Origin of the sequence: Spirillospora sp. NPDC047279, assembly GCF_040643285.1 — a bacterium.
GTDB lineage: Bacteria > Actinomycetota > Actinomycetes > Streptosporangiales > Streptosporangiaceae > Spirillospora.
In genome coordinates, this window is the sequence record NZ_JBEYUA010000004.1 from 398,934 (window position 1) to 418,940 (window position 20,007).

The 20,007-nt window shown below is 73.4% G+C and carries 18 protein-coding genes; 11 read left to right on the forward strand and 7 right to left on the reverse strand.

The annotated features are described in order from the left end of the window. The first annotated feature begins 18 nt into the window (after positions 1 to 18). On the forward strand, positions 19 to 753 hold the full coding sequence (locus tag ABZ810_RS12445) for an SDR family oxidoreductase (RefSeq protein WP_358402860.1): 735 nt from the start codon (positions 19 to 21) through the stop codon (positions 751 to 753). A 28-nt stretch (positions 754 to 781) separates the two neighbouring features. Here the strand turns inward: ABZ810_RS12445 and ABZ810_RS12450 are convergent, their stop codons facing one another. Then, complete coding sequence (locus tag ABZ810_RS12450; protein ID WP_358402486.1) at positions 782 to 1,954, reverse strand: serine hydrolase domain-containing protein; 1,173 nt, start codon at positions 1,952 to 1,954, stop codon at positions 782 to 784. Between the two features lie 35 nt (positions 1,955 to 1,989). Here ABZ810_RS12450 and ABZ810_RS12455 point away from each other — a divergent pair, with 35 nt between their 5' ends. Beyond that, positions 1,990 to 2,901 (forward strand): cyclase family protein, encoded by a 912-nt coding sequence (locus ABZ810_RS12455; protein ID WP_358402488.1) that lies wholly within the window; start codon positions 1,990 to 1,992, stop codon positions 2,899 to 2,901. A gap of 67 nt (positions 2,902 to 2,968) precedes the next feature. Here the strand turns inward: ABZ810_RS12455 and ABZ810_RS12460 are convergent, their stop codons facing one another. The 3 genes from ABZ810_RS12460 to ABZ810_RS12470 form a co-directional block, all read right to left on the reverse strand. Beyond that, on the reverse strand, positions 2,969 to 4,486 hold the full coding sequence (locus tag ABZ810_RS12460; protein WP_358402489.1) for an AMP-binding protein: 1,518 nt from the start codon (positions 4,484 to 4,486) through the stop codon (positions 2,969 to 2,971). Between the two features lie 18 nt (positions 4,487 to 4,504). Next, on the reverse strand, positions 4,505 to 5,563 hold the full coding sequence (locus tag ABZ810_RS12465; protein ID WP_358402862.1) for an LLM class flavin-dependent oxidoreductase: 1,059 nt from the start codon (positions 5,561 to 5,563) through the stop codon (positions 4,505 to 4,507). Between the two features lie 217 nt (positions 5,564 to 5,780). Beyond that, a complete protein-coding gene (locus ABZ810_RS12470; protein WP_358402491.1) occupies positions 5,781 to 7,436 on the reverse strand; it encodes a phosphatidylglycerol lysyltransferase domain-containing protein in 1,656 nt (551 codons plus the stop codon). Between the two features lie 197 nt (positions 7,437 to 7,633). Here ABZ810_RS12470 and ABZ810_RS12475 point away from each other — a divergent pair, with 197 nt between their 5' ends. Together ABZ810_RS12475 and ABZ810_RS12480 are read left to right on the forward strand one after the other, a co-directional pair. Next, a complete protein-coding gene (locus ABZ810_RS12475) occupies positions 7,634 to 8,089 on the forward strand; it encodes an NAD(P)H-dependent oxidoreductase (RefSeq protein WP_358402493.1) in 456 nt (151 codons plus the stop codon). A gap of 20 nt (positions 8,090 to 8,109) precedes the next feature. Then, positions 8,110 to 8,409 carry a Dabb family protein gene (locus ABZ810_RS12480; protein ID WP_358402495.1) on the forward strand — a complete coding sequence of 100 codons (300 nt, stop codon included), beginning with the start codon at positions 8,110 to 8,112 and terminating at the stop codon, positions 8,407 to 8,409. Between the two features lie 51 nt (positions 8,410 to 8,460). On the opposite strand, the gene ABZ810_RS12485 is transcribed toward ABZ810_RS12480, so the two are convergent. After that, positions 8,461 to 9,057, reverse strand: a complete 597-nt coding sequence (locus ABZ810_RS12485) for an ankyrin repeat domain-containing protein (RefSeq protein ID WP_358402497.1) — start codon at positions 9,055 to 9,057, stop codon at positions 8,461 to 8,463. A 104-nt stretch (positions 9,058 to 9,161) separates the two neighbouring features. Then, on the reverse strand, positions 9,162 to 9,701 hold the full coding sequence (locus tag ABZ810_RS12490; RefSeq protein ID WP_358402498.1) for a heme-binding protein: 540 nt from the start codon (positions 9,699 to 9,701) through the stop codon (positions 9,162 to 9,164). Positions 9,702 to 9,878: 177 nt separating this feature from the next. On the opposite strand from ABZ810_RS12490, the gene ABZ810_RS12495 reads away from it, so the two are divergent. The 5 genes from ABZ810_RS12495 (at position 9,879) to ABZ810_RS12515 (ending at position 14,891) form a co-directional block, all read left to right on the forward strand. Continuing rightward, on the forward strand, positions 9,879 to 11,006 hold the full coding sequence (locus tag ABZ810_RS12495) for a sensor histidine kinase (RefSeq protein WP_358402500.1): 1,128 nt from the start codon (positions 9,879 to 9,881) through the stop codon (positions 11,004 to 11,006). Further along, positions 11,003 to 11,638 carry a response regulator transcription factor gene (locus ABZ810_RS12500; RefSeq protein ID WP_358402502.1) on the forward strand — a complete coding sequence of 212 codons (636 nt, stop codon included), beginning with the start codon at positions 11,003 to 11,005 and terminating at the stop codon, positions 11,636 to 11,638. The genes ABZ810_RS12495 and ABZ810_RS12500 overlap by 4 nt, the downstream gene beginning before the upstream one ends. Positions 11,639 to 11,915: 277 nt before the next feature. Beyond that, entirely contained in the window at positions 11,916 to 13,022 is a 1,107-nt protein-coding gene (locus ABZ810_RS12505; RefSeq protein ID WP_358402504.1) for an acetyl-CoA acetyltransferase, read from the forward strand. Between the two features lie 28 nt (positions 13,023 to 13,050). Then, on the forward strand, positions 13,051 to 14,202 hold the full coding sequence (locus ABZ810_RS12510) for a histidine kinase (RefSeq protein WP_358402506.1): 1,152 nt from the start codon (positions 13,051 to 13,053) through the stop codon (positions 14,200 to 14,202). Then, a complete protein-coding gene (locus ABZ810_RS12515; protein WP_358402508.1) occupies positions 14,199 to 14,891 on the forward strand; it encodes a response regulator transcription factor in 693 nt (230 codons plus the stop codon). The genes ABZ810_RS12510 and ABZ810_RS12515 overlap by 4 nt, the downstream gene beginning before the upstream one ends. Here the strand turns inward: ABZ810_RS12515 and ABZ810_RS12520 are convergent. Further along, positions 14,866 to 15,099: a hypothetical protein gene (locus tag ABZ810_RS12520; protein ID WP_358402510.1), complete on the reverse strand. Its 234-nt coding sequence runs from the start codon at positions 15,097 to 15,099 to the stop codon at positions 14,866 to 14,868. The genes ABZ810_RS12515 and ABZ810_RS12520 overlap by 26 nt on opposite strands. 255 nt (positions 15,100 to 15,354) lie before the next feature. On the opposite strand from ABZ810_RS12520, the gene ABZ810_RS12525 reads away from it, so the two are divergent. Both ABZ810_RS12525 and ABZ810_RS12530 read left to right on the forward strand, forming a co-directional pair. Then, positions 15,355 to 17,478, forward strand: coding sequence for an MMPL family transporter (locus ABZ810_RS12525; protein ID WP_358402512.1), 2,124 nt, complete (start codon positions 15,355 to 15,357; stop codon positions 17,476 to 17,478). 33 nt (positions 17,479 to 17,511) lie between these two features. After that, positions 17,512 to 19,980, forward strand: coding sequence for a bifunctional serine/threonine protein kinase/MFS transporter (locus tag ABZ810_RS12530; protein WP_358402514.1), 2,469 nt, complete (start codon positions 17,512 to 17,514; stop codon positions 19,978 to 19,980). Positions 19,981 to 20,007 lie beyond the last annotated feature (27 nt).

The window sequence follows — 20,007 nt, forward strand, 5'->3', positions numbered from 1 at the left end:
GGCATGGACGGACCCGGCATGGACGGACTGGACCTGGCGGGCCGGACGGCCGTCGTCACCGGCGGGGCGGGCGGGATCGGCCGCGCGATCTGCGCCGACCTGGCGGCCCTCGGCGCCCGCGTCGTCGTCGCCGACATCGACCTGCCCGCCGCCGAGCAGGTGGCCAAGGACCTGAACGGCACCGCGCTGCGCGTCGACCTCACCGACCCCGCCGACATCGACCGGTTCACGGCCGGGGCGGGGGACGTCGACGTCCTCGTGCACAACGCCGGGGTCAGCATCGTCGAGCCGTTCGTCGACAGCGACCCGGCCGCCTGGGACCTCATGTGGAAGATCAACCTCCGCGCGCCCATGCAGCTGACCAGGGCACTGCTGCCGGGCATGACCGAACGCGGCTGGGGGCGCCTGATCTTCATCTCGTCCGACGGCGCCCGGGCCGGCTCGGGCGGCGAGGGGGCCTACGCGGCCACCAAGGCCGGCCTCTTCGGCCTCGCCAAGACCCTCGCCCGCGAGGCCGCCCGCGGCGGCGTGACCAGCAACGTCATCTGCCCCGGGCCCACCGACACCCCGATGGTCCGGGCGGTGTCCGACCAGCACCCGGGACTGCTCGACAAGCTCGCCAAGCAGATCCCGCTGCGCCGGATCGCCCGCCCGGACGACATCGCGGGCATCACCGCGTTCCTGTGCACCGACCGCGCCGGGTACATCACCGGCCAGACCCTGTCCGTCAGCGGCGGCATCACGATGCAGTGACATCGTGAGTCCGGGAAGCGGCGGGACCTCAGGACAGGGAGGCGTAGGCGGCTTCGGTGATGCGGTAGGCGCGCAGGTCGCCGGAGAGCTGGTCGCCCATGGAGTTGGGCAGGTAGGCGAGGGCCAGGCCGGCCTCCGGGTCGCCGAGGCCGATCGAGCCGCCCGCGCCGGTGTGGCCGAACGCGGTGTCGCGGCCCGCGGCGGGCGTGAAGAACGTCATCGCGGGGCGCATGTAGCCGAGGCCGAAGGCGCTCTCCACGAGCATCGTCCGGTCGGCGCCGCGGACCCGGGTCCGGAGGGCCTCGGTGAGGGTCCCGGGGCGCAGGATCGTGCCGGAGATGAGCCGGTCGTAGAAGGTCGCGAGGGCGCCGGCGGTCGCGATCATCCCGGCGGCGGGCCAGCCCGCGCGCAGGACGACCGGGTTGTTGTAGCCGCCCTTGCCGGGGTGCGGGTTGTTGAGCGCCCGGTTGAGGGGGCTCTGCGGGTCGACGTACGCGCCGGCCAGGCGTTCCAGGACGTTGCCGTCCTCCACGGCCTTGGGCGCGTCCGCCCCGTTCTGGGCGGCGCGGCGGCCGGCGGTGAGCTTGGCGGCGCGGTCGATGACGTCGTCGGGGGAGCCGATCCACAGATCGAGGTCGCCCGCGAACTCGTCGCGGACGAACTCGCCGACCAGGCGCCCGGAGTGGCGGCGGACGATCTCGCCCGCGAGCCAGCCGTAGGTGAGGGCGTGGTAGCCGTGCGCGGTGCCGGGCTCCCACTCGGGCTTCTGCGCGGCCAGCTCGGCGGCGCGGGCCGGGGCGTCGGCGGCGTCCTCGGCGTCCACCGGGCGGCCGAACGCCGGCAGGCCCGCCTGGTGCGACAGCAGGTGGGCGGCGGTGGCCTTGTCCTTGCCGTGCTCACCGAACTCCGGCCACCAGGAGGTGACCGGGCCGTCCAGGTCGTACGCGCCGCGCTCGGCGAGGAGGAGGGCCGCGGTCGCGGTCACGGCCTTGGTGCAGGAGAAGCCGAAACAGGGGGTGTCGGCGAGCCACTCCCGGCCGGTTCGGCGGTCGGCGACACCGCCCCACAGGTCCACGACCTTGCGGTTCCCGGCGTAGACCGCCACGGCGGCGCCGAGCTCCCGCCCGTCCGCGAAGTTCTGCTCGAAGACGTCCCGTACGGCCGTGAACGCGGGGTCGCAGTGGCCCTGCACGATGGTCATGGGCGGTCCTTTCCAAGGAAGGTCTCAACCGAATCATGCTCGAAGAGTCGAACAACTGGGGACGGTGGGGGTCCGATGACGAGCGCGGGGCGCTCAACCTGCTGACGCCCGAGGTCGTCGTCGCGGCGGCGGGGAGCGTGCGGGAGGGCCGCACGGTCAGCCTGTCGCTGCCCATCCGGGGCGCGACGTCCTCGCCCGCGCCGACGACCGTTCCGCATCTGCGGGGCAGGCCCCTGCCGCAACACTTCATGTCCGTGGACGGCGGTGACTACGCGGCCGGGACGCGGGCCATCGGCGCCGGGCTCAAGATGGCCGACGACGCCCTCGTCGTCACGCCGCACGGGACCACGACGCACATGGACGCCCTGTGCCACATGTGGTCGGGCGACGAGCTCTACAACGGGCATCCGGCCGACCGCGTCCGCTCGTACGGCGCGGGACGCTGCGGTATCGACAAGGCCGGGCCGGTGGTGGCCAGGGGCGTGCTCTTCGACGTGCCGAAGCTGCGCGGGGCCGGCCACCTGGAGGCGGGCGACCGGATCGGTCCCGAGGACCTGGAGGGCTGCGGCGTCGAGGTGCGGCCGGGGGACGTCGCGGTGGTGCGCACCGGCTGGCCGCTGGTGTGGCAGGAGGGGCCGGACGCCTACTGGGCGGGCCAGCCGGGCCTGTCGGCGGACGGCGGGCGCTGGCTGGCCGAGCGCGACGTGTGCATGGTCGCCAGCGACAACGCGGCGATCGGCGGGCTGAACGCGCGCCAGCTCGCCGACGAGGACCTCGCCGACGACCTGCACATGATCTTCCTGTGGCGGCACGGGATCTACCTGGCCGAGATGCTCTGGCTGGAGGAGCTGGCCGAGACGGGACGCACCGACTTCCTCTTCCTGGCCGTGCCGCTGCGCATCGAGGGCGGCACCGCGAGCCCGATCAATCCCATCGCCGTCCTCTGAAGCCCGTCGTACGCGGAGACGTCGGCGGCCCCGGTCCCGGAGGCGGGGACCAGGGCCGTCCGGTCCGTCAGGCGCCCGGGTAGGCGCCCGGGTAGGCGCCGCCGCCGTGCCGCTCGTCGAGCGCGTCGTAGTCGGGCGTGTAGCCGCGCTTGGGGATCTCGTCGACGAACGCGACGTCGCGCGGCTTCTTGTACGAGGCGATCGCGCCGCGCACATGCTCGATGATCTCCTCGGCGGTGGCCGCCGTGTCCGGCTTGAGGACGACGATCGCCTTGGGGGACTGGCCGAAACGTTCGTCCGGCACGCCGATCACGGCGGCGTCGGCGACCGACGGGTGCGCCTTGAGGGCGCGCTCGACCTCGGCCGGGTAGATGTTCTCGTTGGCCGACTTGATCATGCGGAGCTTCGGCCCGATGAACGTGATCGTGCCGTCCTCCTCGCGGCGGCCCAGGTCACCGGTGTGGTGCCAGCCGCCCGCGGCCTTGGCCTCGTTCAGCTCGGGCCGGTTGAAGTAGCCGGAGAACATGCTCGGGCCCCGGGCCGCGATCTCGCCGACCTCGCCGGGCGCGGCCTCGGAGCCGTCGGCGTTCAGGATGCGCACGTGGACGAGCGGGGACGGGCGGCCCGCGAAGCCCGCGCCGCCCAGGCCCAGGCCCAGGAAGGTCAGCATGCCGCCGACCTCGGTCTGCCCGTAGCCGCCCATCTTGGACGCGCACCACGGGCTGTCGTCCACGGTGATCATCTCGTCCCACTCGGGGGAGTGCGAGACGAAGTGCAGGGAGGACAGGTCGTGGGCCCCGTCCTTGTTCGCCTCCACCAGGCCGTCGATCATCGGGCCGAACAGGAAGGCCTGCGTGCACTTCTCGGCGTCGATGAGCCGGCAGACCTCCTTCGGCTCGTACGCCGGGGTGAAGACGAGCTTGCCGCCGATCTGGAACGTGGCCAGCGTGAACATCATCGTGCCGACGTGGAACAGCGGCCCGCACGCCAGGAAGGTGAAGCCGTTCTCCATCTGCCGGATGTGCAGCAGCGACATGTTGTGCGCGACCAGCGCCGTGCTGCTCAGCAGCGCCGCGTTGGGGCGCCCGTCGAACGCGGCGGTGTAGAGCGCGAGCGCCGGCGCGTCCGACGCGACCTCGGCCTCCGGCTCGCCGTCGTCGTCGGAGAGGTACGACTCGTACTCGTCGCCCGACCTCACCCAGCGGGCGTCCAGGGTGACCTGGCCGCGCGCCTTCTCTACCGCCTCCGACTCCTCCCACACCACCACCGTGGGCGTGAGGTCGTTCAGCACGTACGCCAGCTCGTCGGCGCTCTGCCGCCAGTTGGCCGGGCAGAAGATCGCGCCGAGCCGGTTGCAGGCGACCAGCAGTTCGAGGACGCGGAACGAGTTCTGGCCGAGCCAGAGCACCCGCTCGCCCGCCGTGATCCCGTCCGCCGCCAGCGCGTGCGCGAGGCGGTTCACCCGGTCGTCGAGCTCGGGATAGGTCAGCCGTACGTCGCCGTCGACGACGGCGGTGTCGAGCGGCCGGCCGCGCCGGTGCTCGCTGAGGACGTCCCCGAGAGTGAACCGCTGAACGACGGACATCGCGCCTCCTTGACGGGCTTAACGGAACGCCGGCATGACTTCGGCGGCGAAGAACTTCAGGACCTTCTTCATCTCCTCGATCGGCACCGGCCGGGTCGAGCCGAAGTCGCACATGAGGTTGGTGAACCCCATCTCCTGGATGGTCTTGATCTGGCCGATGACCCGCTCCGGGTCGCCGATGACCTCGAGCTGCTCCCAGCGGAAGTCGTTGTCGACCGAGCCGCCCTTGAGGTAGCGGTGCTGGTAGTACTCGAAGCCCTTGGCGGCCTGACCGGTCTTGGGGTCGATCGGCGCGCTCTGCACGTTGAAGATCCGGGAGCGGTCGAACGACGCCTCGAACCGGGCCTGGTCCTCGCGGGCCTGCTCGATGGTCGGCGCGACGTAGACCGAGCGGCTGGCGACGAGCTCGGCGCCGGTGGTGTCGACGCCGTTGGCGGCGGCGGTCGCGTGCCAGGTCTCCGCGGCCTTGGCGATCTTCTTGAACGGGGCGGCGGGGTCGGCCAGGATCGGGATGCCGCGGGCCGCGTACAGCTCCACGGTCTCGGGGCTGACGGCCGCCACGTGCAGCGGCGGGTGCGGGCGCTGCAGAGGCTTGGGCATCAGCGTCAGCGGGTGCGTGGTCTCGTGGAAGCGGCCCTTGTACTCGAAGTCGTCCTGGGTCCACAGGCCGAGCAGGATGTCGAGGCACTCGTTGAAGCGGTCCCGGGCCTCGCTGAGGTCGAGCCCGAAGTTCTCGAACTCGATGCTCTGGTAGCCGCGGCCGATGCCCACCTCGAGCCGCCCGCCCGACAACACGTCCACCATCGCGGCCTCCTCGGCCACGTGGATGGGGTTGTGCAGGGGGAGGACGACGATCCCGGTGCCCAGCCTCAACTTCTCCGTCCGTGCTGCCAGGTGGGACAGCATGTTGAAGATGTTGGGCACGACGCCGTAGTCGCGGAAGTGGTGTTCGGCGACCCACACACCGTCGAAACCGAGCTCCTCCAGGAGCTCGACGATCTCGATCTGGTAGTCGTACACCTCCCGCGCGGTCTGGCCCGCGTTCTGGTGGAAGAGGTGGAAGGTCGAGAACTTCATCGGGCGGTCAGCCACGTGGACGGCTCCTTCTTCAGCGGGCCTGGCGGGTGGCACGCGGTGGGGCAGGTCCCCTTGCACCGCGCTCGCCGCCGCGACGTTCGACGCCTGACCCATCATTACGTACCAAGCGCTCGCTTGGGAAGACTAACAGGTCATCCCATGCGCGTCGAAGCGCCCTGATCCGGGGTCGGACCAGGGCGCTTCGAGAGCGGTGCGATCAGGGGCGTTCGAGCTGGCCGGCGGGTTCGGCGAGGGCGGGCTCGGCGGCGGCCGCCGGGCGGGTGCGGCCGAACTCCAGCGTCAGCAGCGCGGCGGCCAGCCAGGCGATGTCGGACCACGACCGGAAGACGATGGAGCGCGGCCGGTAGCCGGGCCGGAACTTCTTGTCGAAGAGGTAGAGCGACTCCACCGCGATCCACGGGTCGAGCAGGTGAAGCGCCCGGTACCCGGCCGTCTCCAGGACGCCGCGCTCCTCGGCGTCCAGCAGCTCGCGGAACGCGGCGAAGTTGAGCGAGACCACGCCGAGGCCGCGCTCCCCGGCGTGCTCGACCATCTCGACGATCAGCCGCTCGTTGAGGCCGTTGGGGCCCTCCGGGACGCGGCGCATCGCGTCCAGGCTGATGCCCGTCCCGGCGGTCACGTACCGCTGGAACGCGATCGGCTCGCCCGCGCCGTCGAAGGCCACCGCCACCACGGCGCCCGGGTGGTAGCCGGTGAGCAGCTCGTCCAGGTTCATCGAGAAGCCGCGCTCGGCGGCGCCGCCGAGCGACCGCGCCGCCACGCCCAGCAGCTTCTCCCGCAGGGCGGGCGTGAGCTCGTCCTCGCGCATGATCCGCGACGTCACGCCGGAGTTGTGGGTGCGCTTGACCGCCTGCCGCACGTTGCGCATCTGCCGCCCGGCCAGGCTGAACGCGGCGGGGTCGACGACGACCTCGTCACCGAAGCCGAACGAGCGCAGCGGGCCCCACATCGGCAGCGCCTCCGTGCTCGCGCCGAGCACCGCGGGCCGCCAGCCGGTGCGCCGTGTCAGCGCCAGGAACGCCTCCACCGCCGCGCCGTGCGAACGCGGGTCGCCGACCGGGTCGCCGCCCGCCACCGCGACCCCGAAGAGCACCCGGTAGCCGATCGCCGCCCGGCCGTCCGCGCTGAAGACGTACGACTTGTCCCGGCGCAGCGCGAACGGCGCCAGCGTGTCGCTGCCGGGATGCGCCACCAGCCCCGCGACCCGGCGCCGTTCGGACTCGTCGCCCGCGGGCGGGGCCGGGTCGGCGGCCATCAGCGTGACCACGATGACCAGGAACCCGGCGGCGCCGGCCAGCGCGAGCACGTTCGGCAGCCACGCGGCGCCGTCGATGTGCCCGCCGGTGGCGCCGAGCCCGCTGGCCACGTCGCGCGCGACCGCCCGGACCGACACGCCGCCGATCAGGACCGATCCCGCCACCGAGCCGATCACCAGCACCGCGCCGGTGCGGACGGCCGTGCGCACCCGCTCGTGGTGCGGGCGCACGAAGAAGTCCTCGCGCCGCGACCACAGGGCCACCAGCACGGCGAGCAGCAGCGGCAGCCGCCAGGCCGCGTCGTCACCGGCGAGCACCGCGAGCAGGCCCAGCAGGACGACGCCGACCAGGACGTACCAGGCGGCCCGCCGGTGCAGCAGCACGCCGCGCGCGGCGAGGGCCAGCGCCAGGCCCAGGACGAGCGCGTGCACGGGCAGCAACGGCCGCCCGGTCGCCAGCAGCGCCAGCCGGTCGAGCCACTCCGGCGCCCTGTCGGACGCCACCGGCTCGGCGACCATGACCGCGACCAGGCCCGTGGCCGCGGCCAGCGGCGCCGCCGATCTCGCCGCGGGTTCTGCGCCTTCCACCGCTTCCACCGCACACCTCCAACGAGGCGCCAACCAAGATCCGCTGGAACTCATTCCCCGGATCGAACGTTGATCACCGGCGCTCCTGATCGCCGGCCCCCTCAGACTAGATCGGACCGGGCCGCCCGTCCCGGCCGGTCCCCGCCGCTTCCCCACCCCGTGACCGGCCGAAAACGCTCTGACAGCGGCGGTCTAGGCTCGGAGCGATGAAGAGGCTGCTGATCGTTCATCACACGCCGTCGCCGAACCTCCAGGCCATGTACGAGGCGGTGCGGTCGGGGGCGACGACCGACGAGATCGAGGGGGTCGAGGTCGTGTCGCGCCCGGCGCTGACCGCCTCGCCCGTCGACGTGCTGGAGGCGGACGGCTACCTGCTCGGCACGCCGGTCAACCTCGGCTACCTGTCCGGGGCGCTCAAGCACTTCTTCGACCAGATCTACTATCCGTGCCTGGAGGAGACGGTCCGGCGGCCGTTCGGCGCGTACCTGCACGCGGGCGGCGACGCCGCCGGCGCGCTGCGCGCCCTCGACTCGATCACCACCGGCCTGAAGTGGCGCGGAGTGCTCCCGCCGCAGGTCGTGACGGGTGTGCCGGGCAAGCCGGAGCTCGAAGCCTGCTGGGAGCTGGGGGCCACCGTCGCGGCCGAACTCGGCTCGGTCTGACCTGCGCTAACGTGTGCCGCATGAGCGGTTTTCGGCATGTCGTGTTGTTCAAGTGGACCGCCGGCACCACCACCGGCCAGCAGGAGGAGGTGGCGGCCCGGCTCACCGCGCTGACCGGCGTGATCCCCGAGATCGACACCTACAGCGTGGGCCTCGACGCGGGCGTCAACCCCGGCAACCACGACTTCGTGGTGGTGGCCGACTTCGCCGACCGCGACGCCTACGCCGTCTACCGGGACCACCCCGCGCACCGCGCCGTCATCGACGAGTACATCAAGCCGATCCTGGGCGAGCGCGCCGCCATCCAGTACGACCTGTAGGCCCGCGCACCGGCCGCGCGGGCCCCGGCGCGCGAGCCCCGGGCACGCGCTCTAGGCACGCGCGCCGGCCGCGCGCAGCAGCGCGGCGACCTCGTCCTGCCCCCGGCTGAGCGCGTGCTTCAGCGGCGTGACGCCCTCGCCGTCGGCGAGGTTCACCTCCGCGCGGGCGGCGACGAGCGCCCGGACGATCTCCTGGTAGGGGCGCGACCCGTCGCCGAGGATCACGGCCTCCAGCAGGCCGGTCCAGCCGAGCCGGTTGACGTGGTCGACGTCGATGCCCGTCTTGAGCACCTCGCGCACGTACGCGGCGTGCCCGCGTTCGCAGGCGGGGATGAGGGCGACCCCGCCGTACCTGTTGGTGAGCTTCAGGTCGGGCCGCGCGGGCAGCAGGGTCTTCAGCATCGCCACGCTGCCGGTCACGCCGGTGACGAGGAACGCGCTGTCGCTCTGGTCGTCCTGCGCGTCGGGATCGGCGCCCGCCGCGACGAGCACCTGGGCGGCCTCGACATGGTCGGCCGCGGCCGCCAGCAGCAGCGCGCTGCGCCGGCGGCCGTCGCGGGCCTCCAGGTCCGCGCCGCGCTGGAGCGCGTCGCGGACGCCCGCCGCGTCGCCCTTGGCGGCGGAGGTCAGCAGGTCGTCCTCATGCATGGCAGTACGTCCTTTCGGGGTGCGTCCCGTCCGGGAACAGGCGGCGCCGGTGCCCATCGTCCCGAGCACCAGCGCCGTCAGGACCTGCCGCCGGGAGGGGGACATCAGCCCAGGTCGCCCTGCACGGCCTTGAGGCCGGCGTTGGCGATGGCCTCGTCGATGGCGCCCTGCGGGGCGCCGCCGACGCCGATGCCCGCGACGGGGGAGCCGTCGACCGCGACCGGGACGCCGCCCGCGAGGAACAGGGTGCCGGGGATGTCGCGGGTGGTCGGGCCGTCGCCGGTCGCGTTCTCGGCGAGCTTGGAGGTCGGCTGGCCCATCGACACGGCGGTGAACGCCTTGCGCTTGGCCGACTCGAACGTCTGCGGCCCGGCGCCGTCGCCCTTGACCGCGAGCTTCAGGTCGCCCGAGCGGTCGACGATCGCGACCGTGACCCGCTGCTTCTGCTTGGCGGCCTCCTTCTGCACCGCGTCCGCGATCTTCATGGCGGAGTCGGTGGACAGGACCTTCACGGTCTGCACGGCGCCGGCCCTGGGCGCGGCGGCCGGAGCGGCGGCCGAGGCGCTGGTGCCGGCGGAGAGGGCGACGGTCCCGGCGACGAGGGCGAGGCCCGCGGACATTCCGGCGATGGTCTTGATCTGCATGGTGTCTCCCTTGTGATCTTAGTGTTGAGCTGCGCTTTCTCGCTGACATCTACGAGCTTCGCCGGGATCGGGACCGGTTCCATCGGGGGTTCGTTCGAACCCGGCGTCAACCGATCGGTTGATGCCGGGCGGGCGCCCGTGGGTGACGCTGCAGTAACGTGCCGTGAAGGGGGAGAGATGACGGGTGCCGAACGGCGGATCTACAACGCGATGCACGTCGCGTTCTTCCTGCTGGTCGCCGCCGCGGCCTCCCGGCTGGTGATCCGGCACGGGATCGACGCCTACGCGGTCGTCAGCCTGGCGTTCAGCGGGGCCCTCGCGGTCGTGTACGCGGTCGGGATCGTCTGCTGGGACGCGCTCGGCCACGCCGGGCGCCTCGCCTGGTTCGGGCTGGTGATGGCCCTGCTGGTGGTCCTGGTCACCTTCGCGCCCAGCTTCTCCTGGGCGGCGTTCCCGCTCTTCTTCATGTCCCTGCGGCTGCTGGGCCCCCGCGCCGCCGTCGTGTTCGTGGTCCTGCTGACCAGCGCGGTGATCTTCGCCCAGGTCCGGCTGTCGGACGGGTTCGACCCGAGCCTGGTGCTCGGCCCGATCGCGGTCGCGGGCATGACCACCGTGATCTTCCTGGAGCTCCAGCGGCTGATCGACGACCTCGTCCGGACCCGCGACGAGCTGGCCACCACGCAGCGCGCCGCCGGGGTCCTGGCCGAGCGCGAACGGCTGGCCCGCGAGATCCACGACACCCTGGCCCAGGGGCTGACCAGCACCGGGATGCTGCTCCAGGCCGCCGACCGCGAATGGGACGCCGACCCGCCCGCCGCCTGGCGGCACGTGCGGGAGGCGTCCGCCACGGTGGCGTCCAACCTGGAGGAGGCCCGGCGGTTCGTGCGCGGGCTGGCCCCGGCCGACCTGGCGCGGGCGAGCCTGCCGGACGCGCTGCGCGCGGTGGTCGAACGCGACGCGCCCGGCGGGCGGCTGCGGGTCGACGGCGCCGAGCGCGAGCTGCGCCCCGAGGTCCAGGCGGCGCTGCTGCGCGTGGCCCAGGGCGCGCTGGCCAACGCGCGCGAGCACGCCGGCGCCCGCACCGTCGTCGTGTCGCTCACCTACCTGGACGACGAGGTGACGCTCGACATCGCCGACGACGGCGCGGGCTTCGACCCCGCGCACCCGCGTTCGGGCGCCGGGCGGGGCTACGGCCTGGCCGGCATGCGCGACCGGCTGGCCGAGGTCGGCGGCACCCTCGTGATCGAGAGTGCGCCGGGGGAGGGGACCGTGGTGGCGGCGACGATTCCGGAGGACGAAGGATGAACGCGGTACGCGTGGTCATCGTGGACGACCACCCCGTGGTCCGGGCCGGGCTGCGGGCGTTGCTGAGCAGCGAGCCGGACATCGAGGTGGTCGGCGAGGCCGCGGACGGCGCCGAGGCGGTGCGCCAGGCCGGCCTCGCCGAGCCCGATCTCGTCCTCATGGACCTCCAGCTCGGGGAGGGCATCGACGGGGTGGAGGCGACCCGGCGGATCCTCGCGCTGCCCGGGGCGCCCCGCGTGCTGGTGCTCACCACCTACGACTCCGACGCCGACATCGCCCGCGCCATCGACGTCGGCGCGGCCGGCTACCTGCTCAAGGCGGGCCCGCCGGACGAGCTCTTCCGCGGCATCCAGACCGCCGTGCGCGGCGAGACGGCGCTGTCGCCGAAGGTGGCGTCCCGGCTGCTGAAGCGGGTGCGCGAGCCGGCCCCGGCGCTCAGCCCGCGCGAGATCGAGATCCTGGAGCTGCTGGCCAAGGGGCTGTCCAACCGGCGGATCGCCAAGGAGCTCTTCATCAGCGAGGCGACGGTCAAGACGCACCTGGTGCACATCTTCGGCAAGCTCGGCGTCGACACCCGCACGGCGGCCGTGACCGTCGCCGCGGAACGCCGCCTGATCAGGATCGTCGACTGAAAACCGAGCAAGCGCTTGTCTATCTGGCGGATTGGGGCTAGTTTCGGCGGAAGGTCGCCTGTCGGGATGGATCGCGCCCCGTCCCGGCAGGCGCCGTGTTAATGGCTTCCCGGGCCTCGCCTTCGGCTTGCTTCACGACCCGGTCGCGCGCTCGCGTGCGGATGCGGGTGGGCGGGGGCACGTGCGGATGCGGGTAGCGGTCACCTGAACGGCGCCGGAGGAGGCTGCGTTGGGTCGGCAGGGGTTTTCGGGGCGGGCCGCTGTTGCCGGGGTGGGGATGACGGCACTGTCCCGGTCGTCGGGGCGGACCGAGCTTCAGCTGGCCGCCGAGGCGGCGCGGGCCGCTCTGGCCGAGGCGGCGGAGGCCACCGGGGGCGCGGTCGAACGGCCGGGGGCGATTCTCAGCTATCACCTGAACGACTCGGCGCCCGTGCTCTATCTGGCGCGTGAGCTGCGGCTGCCGGAGATCGGGTGGCACAACGAGATCTACGGCGGGGGTACGCAGAGCGCGTCGATCCTCGCCGACGCGGCGATGCTCGTGGACGCGGGGATCGCCGACAGCGTGCTGGTCTACCGGGCGCTCAACGGGCGGTCGGGGCGGCGCATGAACACCCTCGGGCTGAAGCTGGGGGAGGGCACCGAGGAGCAGTTCACCCATCCGTACGGGATGGCGGGGCCCGTTCACCAGTTCGCCCTCGCCGGGCAGCGTTACCTGCACGAGGCGGGGCTGGGCGAGGAGCACACCTGTGCGGTCGTCGCCCAGTCGCGGGCGCATGCCGCGGCCAACCCGCGCGCGTTGCGGCGGGAGCCGGTCGACCTGGACGCCTACCTGGCGAGCCCGATGGTCGCCTCGCCGTTGCGGCGGCTGGATTGTTGCCAGGAGACGGACGGCGCGTGCGCGCTCGTCGTCACCAGGGCCGATCTCGCTCCCGGGGCGCCGCGGGTGCACGCGGTGGTGCGGGGCGGCGGGCCCGGGGCGTCGACCATGGACAAGGCCGGGGACGTCGGACGGATCTTCTCTTCGTACGTCGCGGACCCGCTCTACGAGGCGGCGGGGATGAAGCCGGGCGACGTGGACGTGTCGTTGCTGTACGACGCCTACAGCTGGCTGGTGCCGCGCCAGATCGAGGACTTCGGGCTCGCGGCTCGGGGTGACCTGGGCGAGGTGTTGCGGGAACGGCGGATCGCCTTCGACGGGGGGCTGCCGGTCAACCCGCACGGGGGGCTGCTGTCGGAGGGGTACGTGCACGGGCTCAACAACGTGGCCGAGGCGGTGCGGCAGCTGCGCGGCACGGGGACGAACCAGGTCGGCGACGCCGGAGTGGCGTTGTGCACCGGGTTCGGCGGCAGTTACGGGAGCGCGGCGATCCTCACCCGCGCCTGAAACGCCGCGTTCGCGTTACCTTGACGCCATGACGGTGCGGTGGCGTCCGATCTCGGTGGACGTGGCGATCACGGTGGCGGCGGGAGTGATCAACGCGATCATGATCCGGGAGGCGCCGGAGCCCGAGTCGCTGAAACCCGACCTGTTCGCCTACACGCTCGGCGTGCTGATGACGCTGCCGATCCTGCTCCACCGGCGGCGGCCGGTGGCGGCGTTGATGTTGTCGAGCCTGGCGCTGTTCGCCTACTACTCGGCCGACTACCCGGGGATGTCGCCGGTCACGGTGCTCGCGGTGCCGCTCTACTCCGCCACGCTCCAGGGGCACCTGCGCTGGGCGGCCGGCGTGATCGCGGTGTTCTCGTTCGGGGGCTACTCCATCGTGGTCTTCCAGGAGGGCTCGCCGCCGTTGCGGGCGTTCTCGGAGTTCGTGGCGAACGGGGCGCTGGCGGTGACGGTCATCCTGCTGGCCGAGGTGGTGCGCAGCCGCCGGGCGCTGGCCGAGGAGACGCGGGAACGGCTGCGGCTGGCGGCCGAGGAACGCGACATCGAGGCGGCGCGGCGGGTGGCCGAGGACCGGGTCCGGATCGCCCGCGAACTGCACGACACGGTCGCCCACAGCATGGCCACCATCACCGTCCAGGCCCGGAGCGCCCTGCACGTCCACGAGAACGACCCGGAGTCCGAGCAGGTGCGCACCGCGCTCAGCACCATCCGCGAGACCAGCAAGCGGGCGCTGCGGGAGATGGGCGGCACGCTCGGCGTGCTGCGGGCGGACGCCGCCGACCACGACGACGCGGTCGGGCTGGAACGGCTGCCGTCGCTGATCGAGGCGGTCCGGGCCGCGGGCGTACCGGTCGAGGTGGAGGTCACCGGCGCGCCGCCCGCGCTGGCGCGCACCGTCGACCACGCCGCGTACCGCATCCTGCAAGAGTCGTTGACGAACGTGCTGCGGCACGCGGGCACGGAGGTGAGCGCGCGGGTGGCCGTGGCGTACGAACCCGGCGGGGTGGCGATCGAGATCGCCGACGACGGAGCGGGCGGAGCCGCGGCCCCCGGCGGCGGGCACGGGCTGAGCGGCATGCGGGAACGCGCCGAGGGCCTCGGCGGCACCTTCACCGCCGGGCCGCGCGACGGCGGCGGGTTCGTGGTCGGCGTGCGCCTCCCCGGGGGCGCGGCGTGATCCGGGTCGTGCTCGCCGACGACCAGTCGCTCGTCCGCGCCGGGTTCAAGGTCCTGCTGGAGGCGGCCGCCGACATCGAGGTGGTGGGGGAGGCGGGCAACGGGGGCGTCGCGGTCGCGATGGCGCGGCGGCACCTGCCCGACGTGGTCCTGATGGACCTGCGCATGCCGGAGATCGACGGGCTGACCGCCACCCGCCGCATCACCGGCGACCCGGAACTGGGCGCCGTCCGGGTCGTCGTGCTCACCACGTACGCCGAGGACGACAACGTCTTCAAGGCGCTCAGCGCCGGGGCGAGCGGCTTCCTGGTCAAGGACATCGAGCCGGAGGACCTGCACCAGGCCGTCCGCGTGGTCGCGGGCGGCGACTCCCTGCTGGCCCCCGCGGTCACCCGCGCCGTCATCGAGGCGGCCCTCCGCAGGGACGCGGGCCGCCCCGCCGCGGGGACGGCCGGGCCGGCGGGAGCGGCGCGGCTGGCGGCGCTCACCTCGCGCGAACGTGAGGTGGTGCGGCTGGTCGGGCGCGGGTTGTCGAACGACGAGATCGCCGGGCAGCTGGTGGTCAGCCCGCTCACCGCCAAGACGCACGTGAGCCGGGCCATGAGCAAGCTCGGCGCGCGCGACCGCGCGCAGCTGGTGGTCCTCGCCTACGAGTCGGGGCTCGTCACCCCCGGGAACGCGCGCTCATGATGGCGTCGCGGAGCTGCTGTGGCGTCGGCGCCTCGACCAGGCGCGAGCCGGACAGCGTCGGTACCAGCGCCCACCAGGAGCCGGTCGCGTCGCCGTACCAGACCCGAACACCGGGGAACTGCTCCTGCAGCCCCCGGGCGAGCGCCACGCGGAGTTCCGCCGGTGGCGGCTCCTCCCGCCCGGCGGCAGCGCCCCGTTGAGACGACATCCACGCCCCTTCCCCCGTAGAACCTCACCGGTATCAGCGTTCCCATGACGGGAAACGTCACCGCTTCCGGGTCACATGTGATGAAAAACACCAAGTGCCCCCGCAGTCTGTCGGATCCCGGTACCGCTCGGGGCGTACTCCGGCAGGAGTACAGGTCGCGGCGAGTGTCATCGCGCGCCGGATGTGCCGGAGGACGCCGGGAGAGAGCCTCGACGGGACACATCGACGAGACGTTCCCACCCGAGGTGATGACACGTGCGACCCCCTGCCGCGCACACCGGCGCGCTGGCCCGGCTGGCCCGGCTCTGTTACCGGCGAAGGCGCCTGACCGTCGTCGGCTGGATCGTCGGCACGATCGCCGTGCTGGTGGTGGGCTTCGGCTACGCCGCCGAGCCGCTGAACGACTTCAGCGGCGGCTCCTCGGAGTCGGCGAAGGCCGGTGACCTGTTGGAGAAGCACTTCCCCGAGATGAGCGGCGACAGCATCACGCTGGCGATCCGGTCCGAACGCGGGGTCCGCGACCCGGCCGTGAAGGCCGAGGTGGACCGGGCCGTCGCCCGGCTCGGCCAGACCCCGCACGTGGCCTCGGTCTCCTCGCCGTACCAGGGGCAGGGGCAGATCTCCGGGGACGGCAAGACCGCGTTCGCCACCGCCAACCTCGACGTGCCGTCGGACGACATGCCGGTCGCGGAGGTCGCCGAGTTGCTCGACGACGTGCGCCAGAGCAGCGGCGACCCGCGCCTGGAGCTGAGCGGCGCCGCGGTCGAGGCGGCCGAGACACCCGGCGGGGGCCCCACGGAAGGCGTCGGCCTGCTCGCCGCCATCGTCATCCTGCTCGTCGCGTTCGGCTCGGTGCTGGCGATGGGGCTGCCGATCGTGACCGCGCTCTTCGGCATCGGCACCGGGCTGGCCCTCATCTCGCTGATCGGCCACGTGCTGCCGGCGCCCTCGTTCAGCCCCATCGTCGCCGCGCTGATCGGGCTCGGCGTCGGCATCGACTACGCGCTCTTCATCGTCACCCGCTACCGGGAGGCCCTCGCCGAGGGCGGCGACCCGGAGGAGGCGACCGTCACCGCGATCGCCACCGCGGGGCGGGCGGTCCTGTTCGCCGGGACCACCGTGGTCATCGCGCTGATGGGGCTGTTCGTCATGCAGCAGGAGCTGCTGAACGGCGTCGCGGTCGCGGCCGGCGTCACCGTCCTGATGACGATGGTCACCGCGGTGACGCTGCTGCCCGCGCTGCTCGGCTTCACCGGCCGCGGCATCGACCGGCTGCGGGTGCCGGGCCTCGGCCGGGCGCGCCGCCCGCTGGCCGAACGCTGGGCGCGGACCGTCCAGCACCGGCCGATCTTCGCCGGGCTCGCCGCCGCGGCCGTGCTGCTGGTGCTCGCCGTCCCTGCGTTGTCGATGCGGCTGAGCCTGCCGGACGCCAGTACCCAGCCGCACGACACCAGCTCCTACGCCGCGCACCAGATCCTGACCGAGGGGTTCGGCGCCGGCACGGACGCGCCGCTGGTCATCGTGGCGAAGGGCGGCGACGCCGCACCGGTCGCCGCGGCGGTGGAGAAGACGCCCGGCGTGGCGGGCGTCCAGCCGCCGGCGCGCAGCCGGGACGGGCAGGCGTCGGTCTTCGTCGCGTTCCCGACGACGAGCGCGCAGGACGAGAGGACGCCGGAGCTCGTGCACACGCTGCGCGACGACGTCATCCCGGCCGCGACCGCCGGCTCGGGCCTGGAGGTGTACGTGGGCGGCCCGAACGCCGCGTCGATCGACTTCGCCGAGAGCGTGCAGTCCCGGCTGCCCTGGCTCATCACGGTGGTCGTCGGGCTCTCGCTGCTGCTCCTGGTGGCGCTGGTCCGGTCGGTCACGATCGCGCTGCAGGCCGCGGTGATGAACCTGCTGTCGATCGCGGCGGCGTACGGGGTGCTGACCGCCGTCGTGCAGTGGGGCTGGGCGGGGACCCTGCTCGGGTTCCCGACCGAGATGCCGGTGACGACCTGGGTGCCGCTGATGATGTTCCCGATCCTCTTCGGGTTGTCGATGGACTACGAGGTCTTCCTGGTCTCCCGGATCCGCGAGTACTACGAGAACGGCGTCGAGACGCGGGAGGCGGTCGCGCGGGGGCTCACCCGCACCGCGCGCGTCATCACCGCGGCCGCGGCCATCATGATCATGGTGTTCCTGTCGGTGCTGCTCGGGGCGGACGTCGAGGTCAAGCAGATGGGGCTCGGGATGGGCGTCGCGGTCCTCATCGACGCCACGATCGTCCGGCTGGTGCTCGTCCCCGCGCTGATGGAGATCTGCGGCAAGGCCAACTGGTGGTTGCCGCGCCCGGTGGCCCGGCTGCTTCCGGGTCGCCTGTCACGCGCCGAACACTGACCGTGGCACCGGGGCCTGTGGTCAAATTGTCCGATGATCGAACCCCTCAAGCCGGGCGATCCGGACAGACTCGGCGCCTACGAGCTCACCGGACGGCTCGGCGAGGGCGGCCAGGGCGTGGTCTTCGAGGGCCGCGGGCCTGACGACCGGCGGGTCGCCGTCAAGCTGCTGCACGCGCGGCTGAGCGGCGACCCGGCCGCGCGCGCCCGGTTCGTGCGCGAGATCGAGGCGGCCGAGCGGGTCGCCGGGTTCTGCACCGCGCAGGTGCTGGACGCCGACGCCGAGGGCGACCAGCCCTGCATCGTCAGCGAGTTCGTTCCCGGCCCCTCCCTCCAGCGGCTCGTCCAGGAGGAGGGGCCGCGGTCCGGCGGCGACCTGCACCGGCTCGCGATCGGCACGGCCACCGCGCTGGCGGCCATCCACCAGGCGGGTGTCGTGCACCGCGACCTCAAGCCGCCGAACGTGCTGATCGGCCCGGACGGGCCGCGCGTCATCGACTTCGGCATCGCCAAGGCGCTCGACGCCACCGGGACCATGACGAGCCACATCGTCGGCACCCCCGCGTACATGGCGCCCGAGCAGGTGGCCAGCGACGATCTCGGCCCGCACACCGACGTGTTCGCCTGGGGCGCCACGATCCTGTACGCGGCGACCGGGCGCGCCCCGTTCGGCAGCGACACCATCCCCGCCGTCATGCACCGGATCCTCAACGCCGCCCCGGACGTGTCGGCGCTGCCCGCGCCGCTCGCCGGGCTCGTCGCCGCCTGCCTGAGCAAGGACCCGGCGTACCGGCCCACGTCCACGCAGCTGGTGCTCAGCCTCATCGGCCACCAGGGCGCCGCACCGGCCGTTCCGGGCGCGGTCTCCGGCGCGGTGCGGGTCGTGGGCGGGGACACCGTCGTGGAGCCCCTCCTCGAACAGGGCGCGGGAATGGCCACCGGCAAGATCACGCCCCCGCCGCTGCCGCCCGTGCAGTTCCCGTTCGTGCCACCGCATGCCGCCTCACCCCAGGCCGCCTCACCCCAGGGTTTTCCGCCCCAGGCCGCCCCGCCGCCGGGGCCCGGGGCTCCGCTCCCGGGGGCGCACCTTCCCGTCGCGCCCGCGAAGGGCAACCCGGCGCTGACCGTGGCGGTGGTGTCGTTCGCGATGCTCGGCGTCCACCTCGGCCTGTACTGGTCGCAGAACCTCCTGCCGAGCCCCGGGGGCGTCTGGTTCTGGGCGTACGTCGCCTATCCGGCCGTTCTGGCCGGCGCCCTCGTCCCCTTGGGCCGGCTCGCCGACTCCATCGGGCGCAAGCGGGTCTTCCTCTCCGGGCTCGGCGGATACGCCGCGGCGCTGGTGCTGGGGATGGTGTTCGTCGACCTGATGCCCGCGGCCGGCGGCGGCTGGCCCGCCCTGCTGGCGCGGGCGCTGATGGGGTTGTCCATGGCGGCCGTCGTCGCGGGCGGGGTGGCGCTCGTGCGCGAGGCGTTCCCCGGCCGCGGGTTCGGGATCGCGATGGGCGTCTGGGGCGCCGCGCTCTCGGCGACGACGGTCGTCGCGGCCTTGGTCTTCGCCGTCCTCCGGCAGATGGGCGGGCTGCCCGGCTGGGGGGTGACCGCCGCCGCCGTCCCGCTGGTCCTGCTCGCCCTCGGGCTCGGCGCGGGACTCCTGCGGGAGTCGCGGCGCGAGGGCCCGGGGCGGGCCTCAGACGTCCCCGGAGCACTCCTGCTGGGCCTGGTGGGCTCCTGCACGGTCTTCGGGCTCTGGGCGGTCGCAGAGGAGGGCTGGGGCGACTGGCGCGCCATCACCGGGCTGGCGTGCGGCGCCGTCTTCCTGCTCGCCCTCGTCATCGTGCTGCTGTCGGTCCGTCCCGCGCTGATCCCGCCGCGCCTGGCCGCGACGGTGGTGCCGGCCCTGGCGGCGTTCACGGCGTTGTGGATCTACGACCGCGCCCTCTTCGACGCCGTCTACTTCGGTGACTCGGGCTCGTTCGGCACCGCCGGGCTCAGGTTGTCGCCCCTGCTGCTCGGCGCGCTGGTGAGCGCGCCGCTGACCGGCCTGCTCATCACCAGGACCGGCGTCCGGTGGCCGCTGGCGGCCTCCCCGGCCGCGCTCGTGCTCGGCGCGTTCCTCGCCTTCGGGCTGACGCTGGACGCCGACACGCCCTACGGATGGGTGGCCGTCCTGCTGCTCCTGGAGGGCGTCGCCATGGGGGCGATCACCGTCGCGGCCGCGGTGGCGATCGCCGGGAGCCCGCCCGGCGGCCTGACCGGCTTCGGCGGCGGGCTCCAGGCGTGGTGCCAGGCCGTGGGCGTCCAGTTCACCGGCGCGGTCCTGCTGGTGGGAGCCGAACGGGACTACGACACCGGCTCGGGCGGGGCCAGGCTCGACAACCTCGACGACGTCTACCGGACGTCGCTGCTGGTCGCGATGTGCCTGGCGCTGCTCGCCGCGGCGGGATTCGCCGCGGTGCGCCGCCGCGACCTGGCCGCGGGGCCGGATCCGGACCGTGCGTCGTGAGGTCAGTGCGTCGTGAGGTCAGTGCGT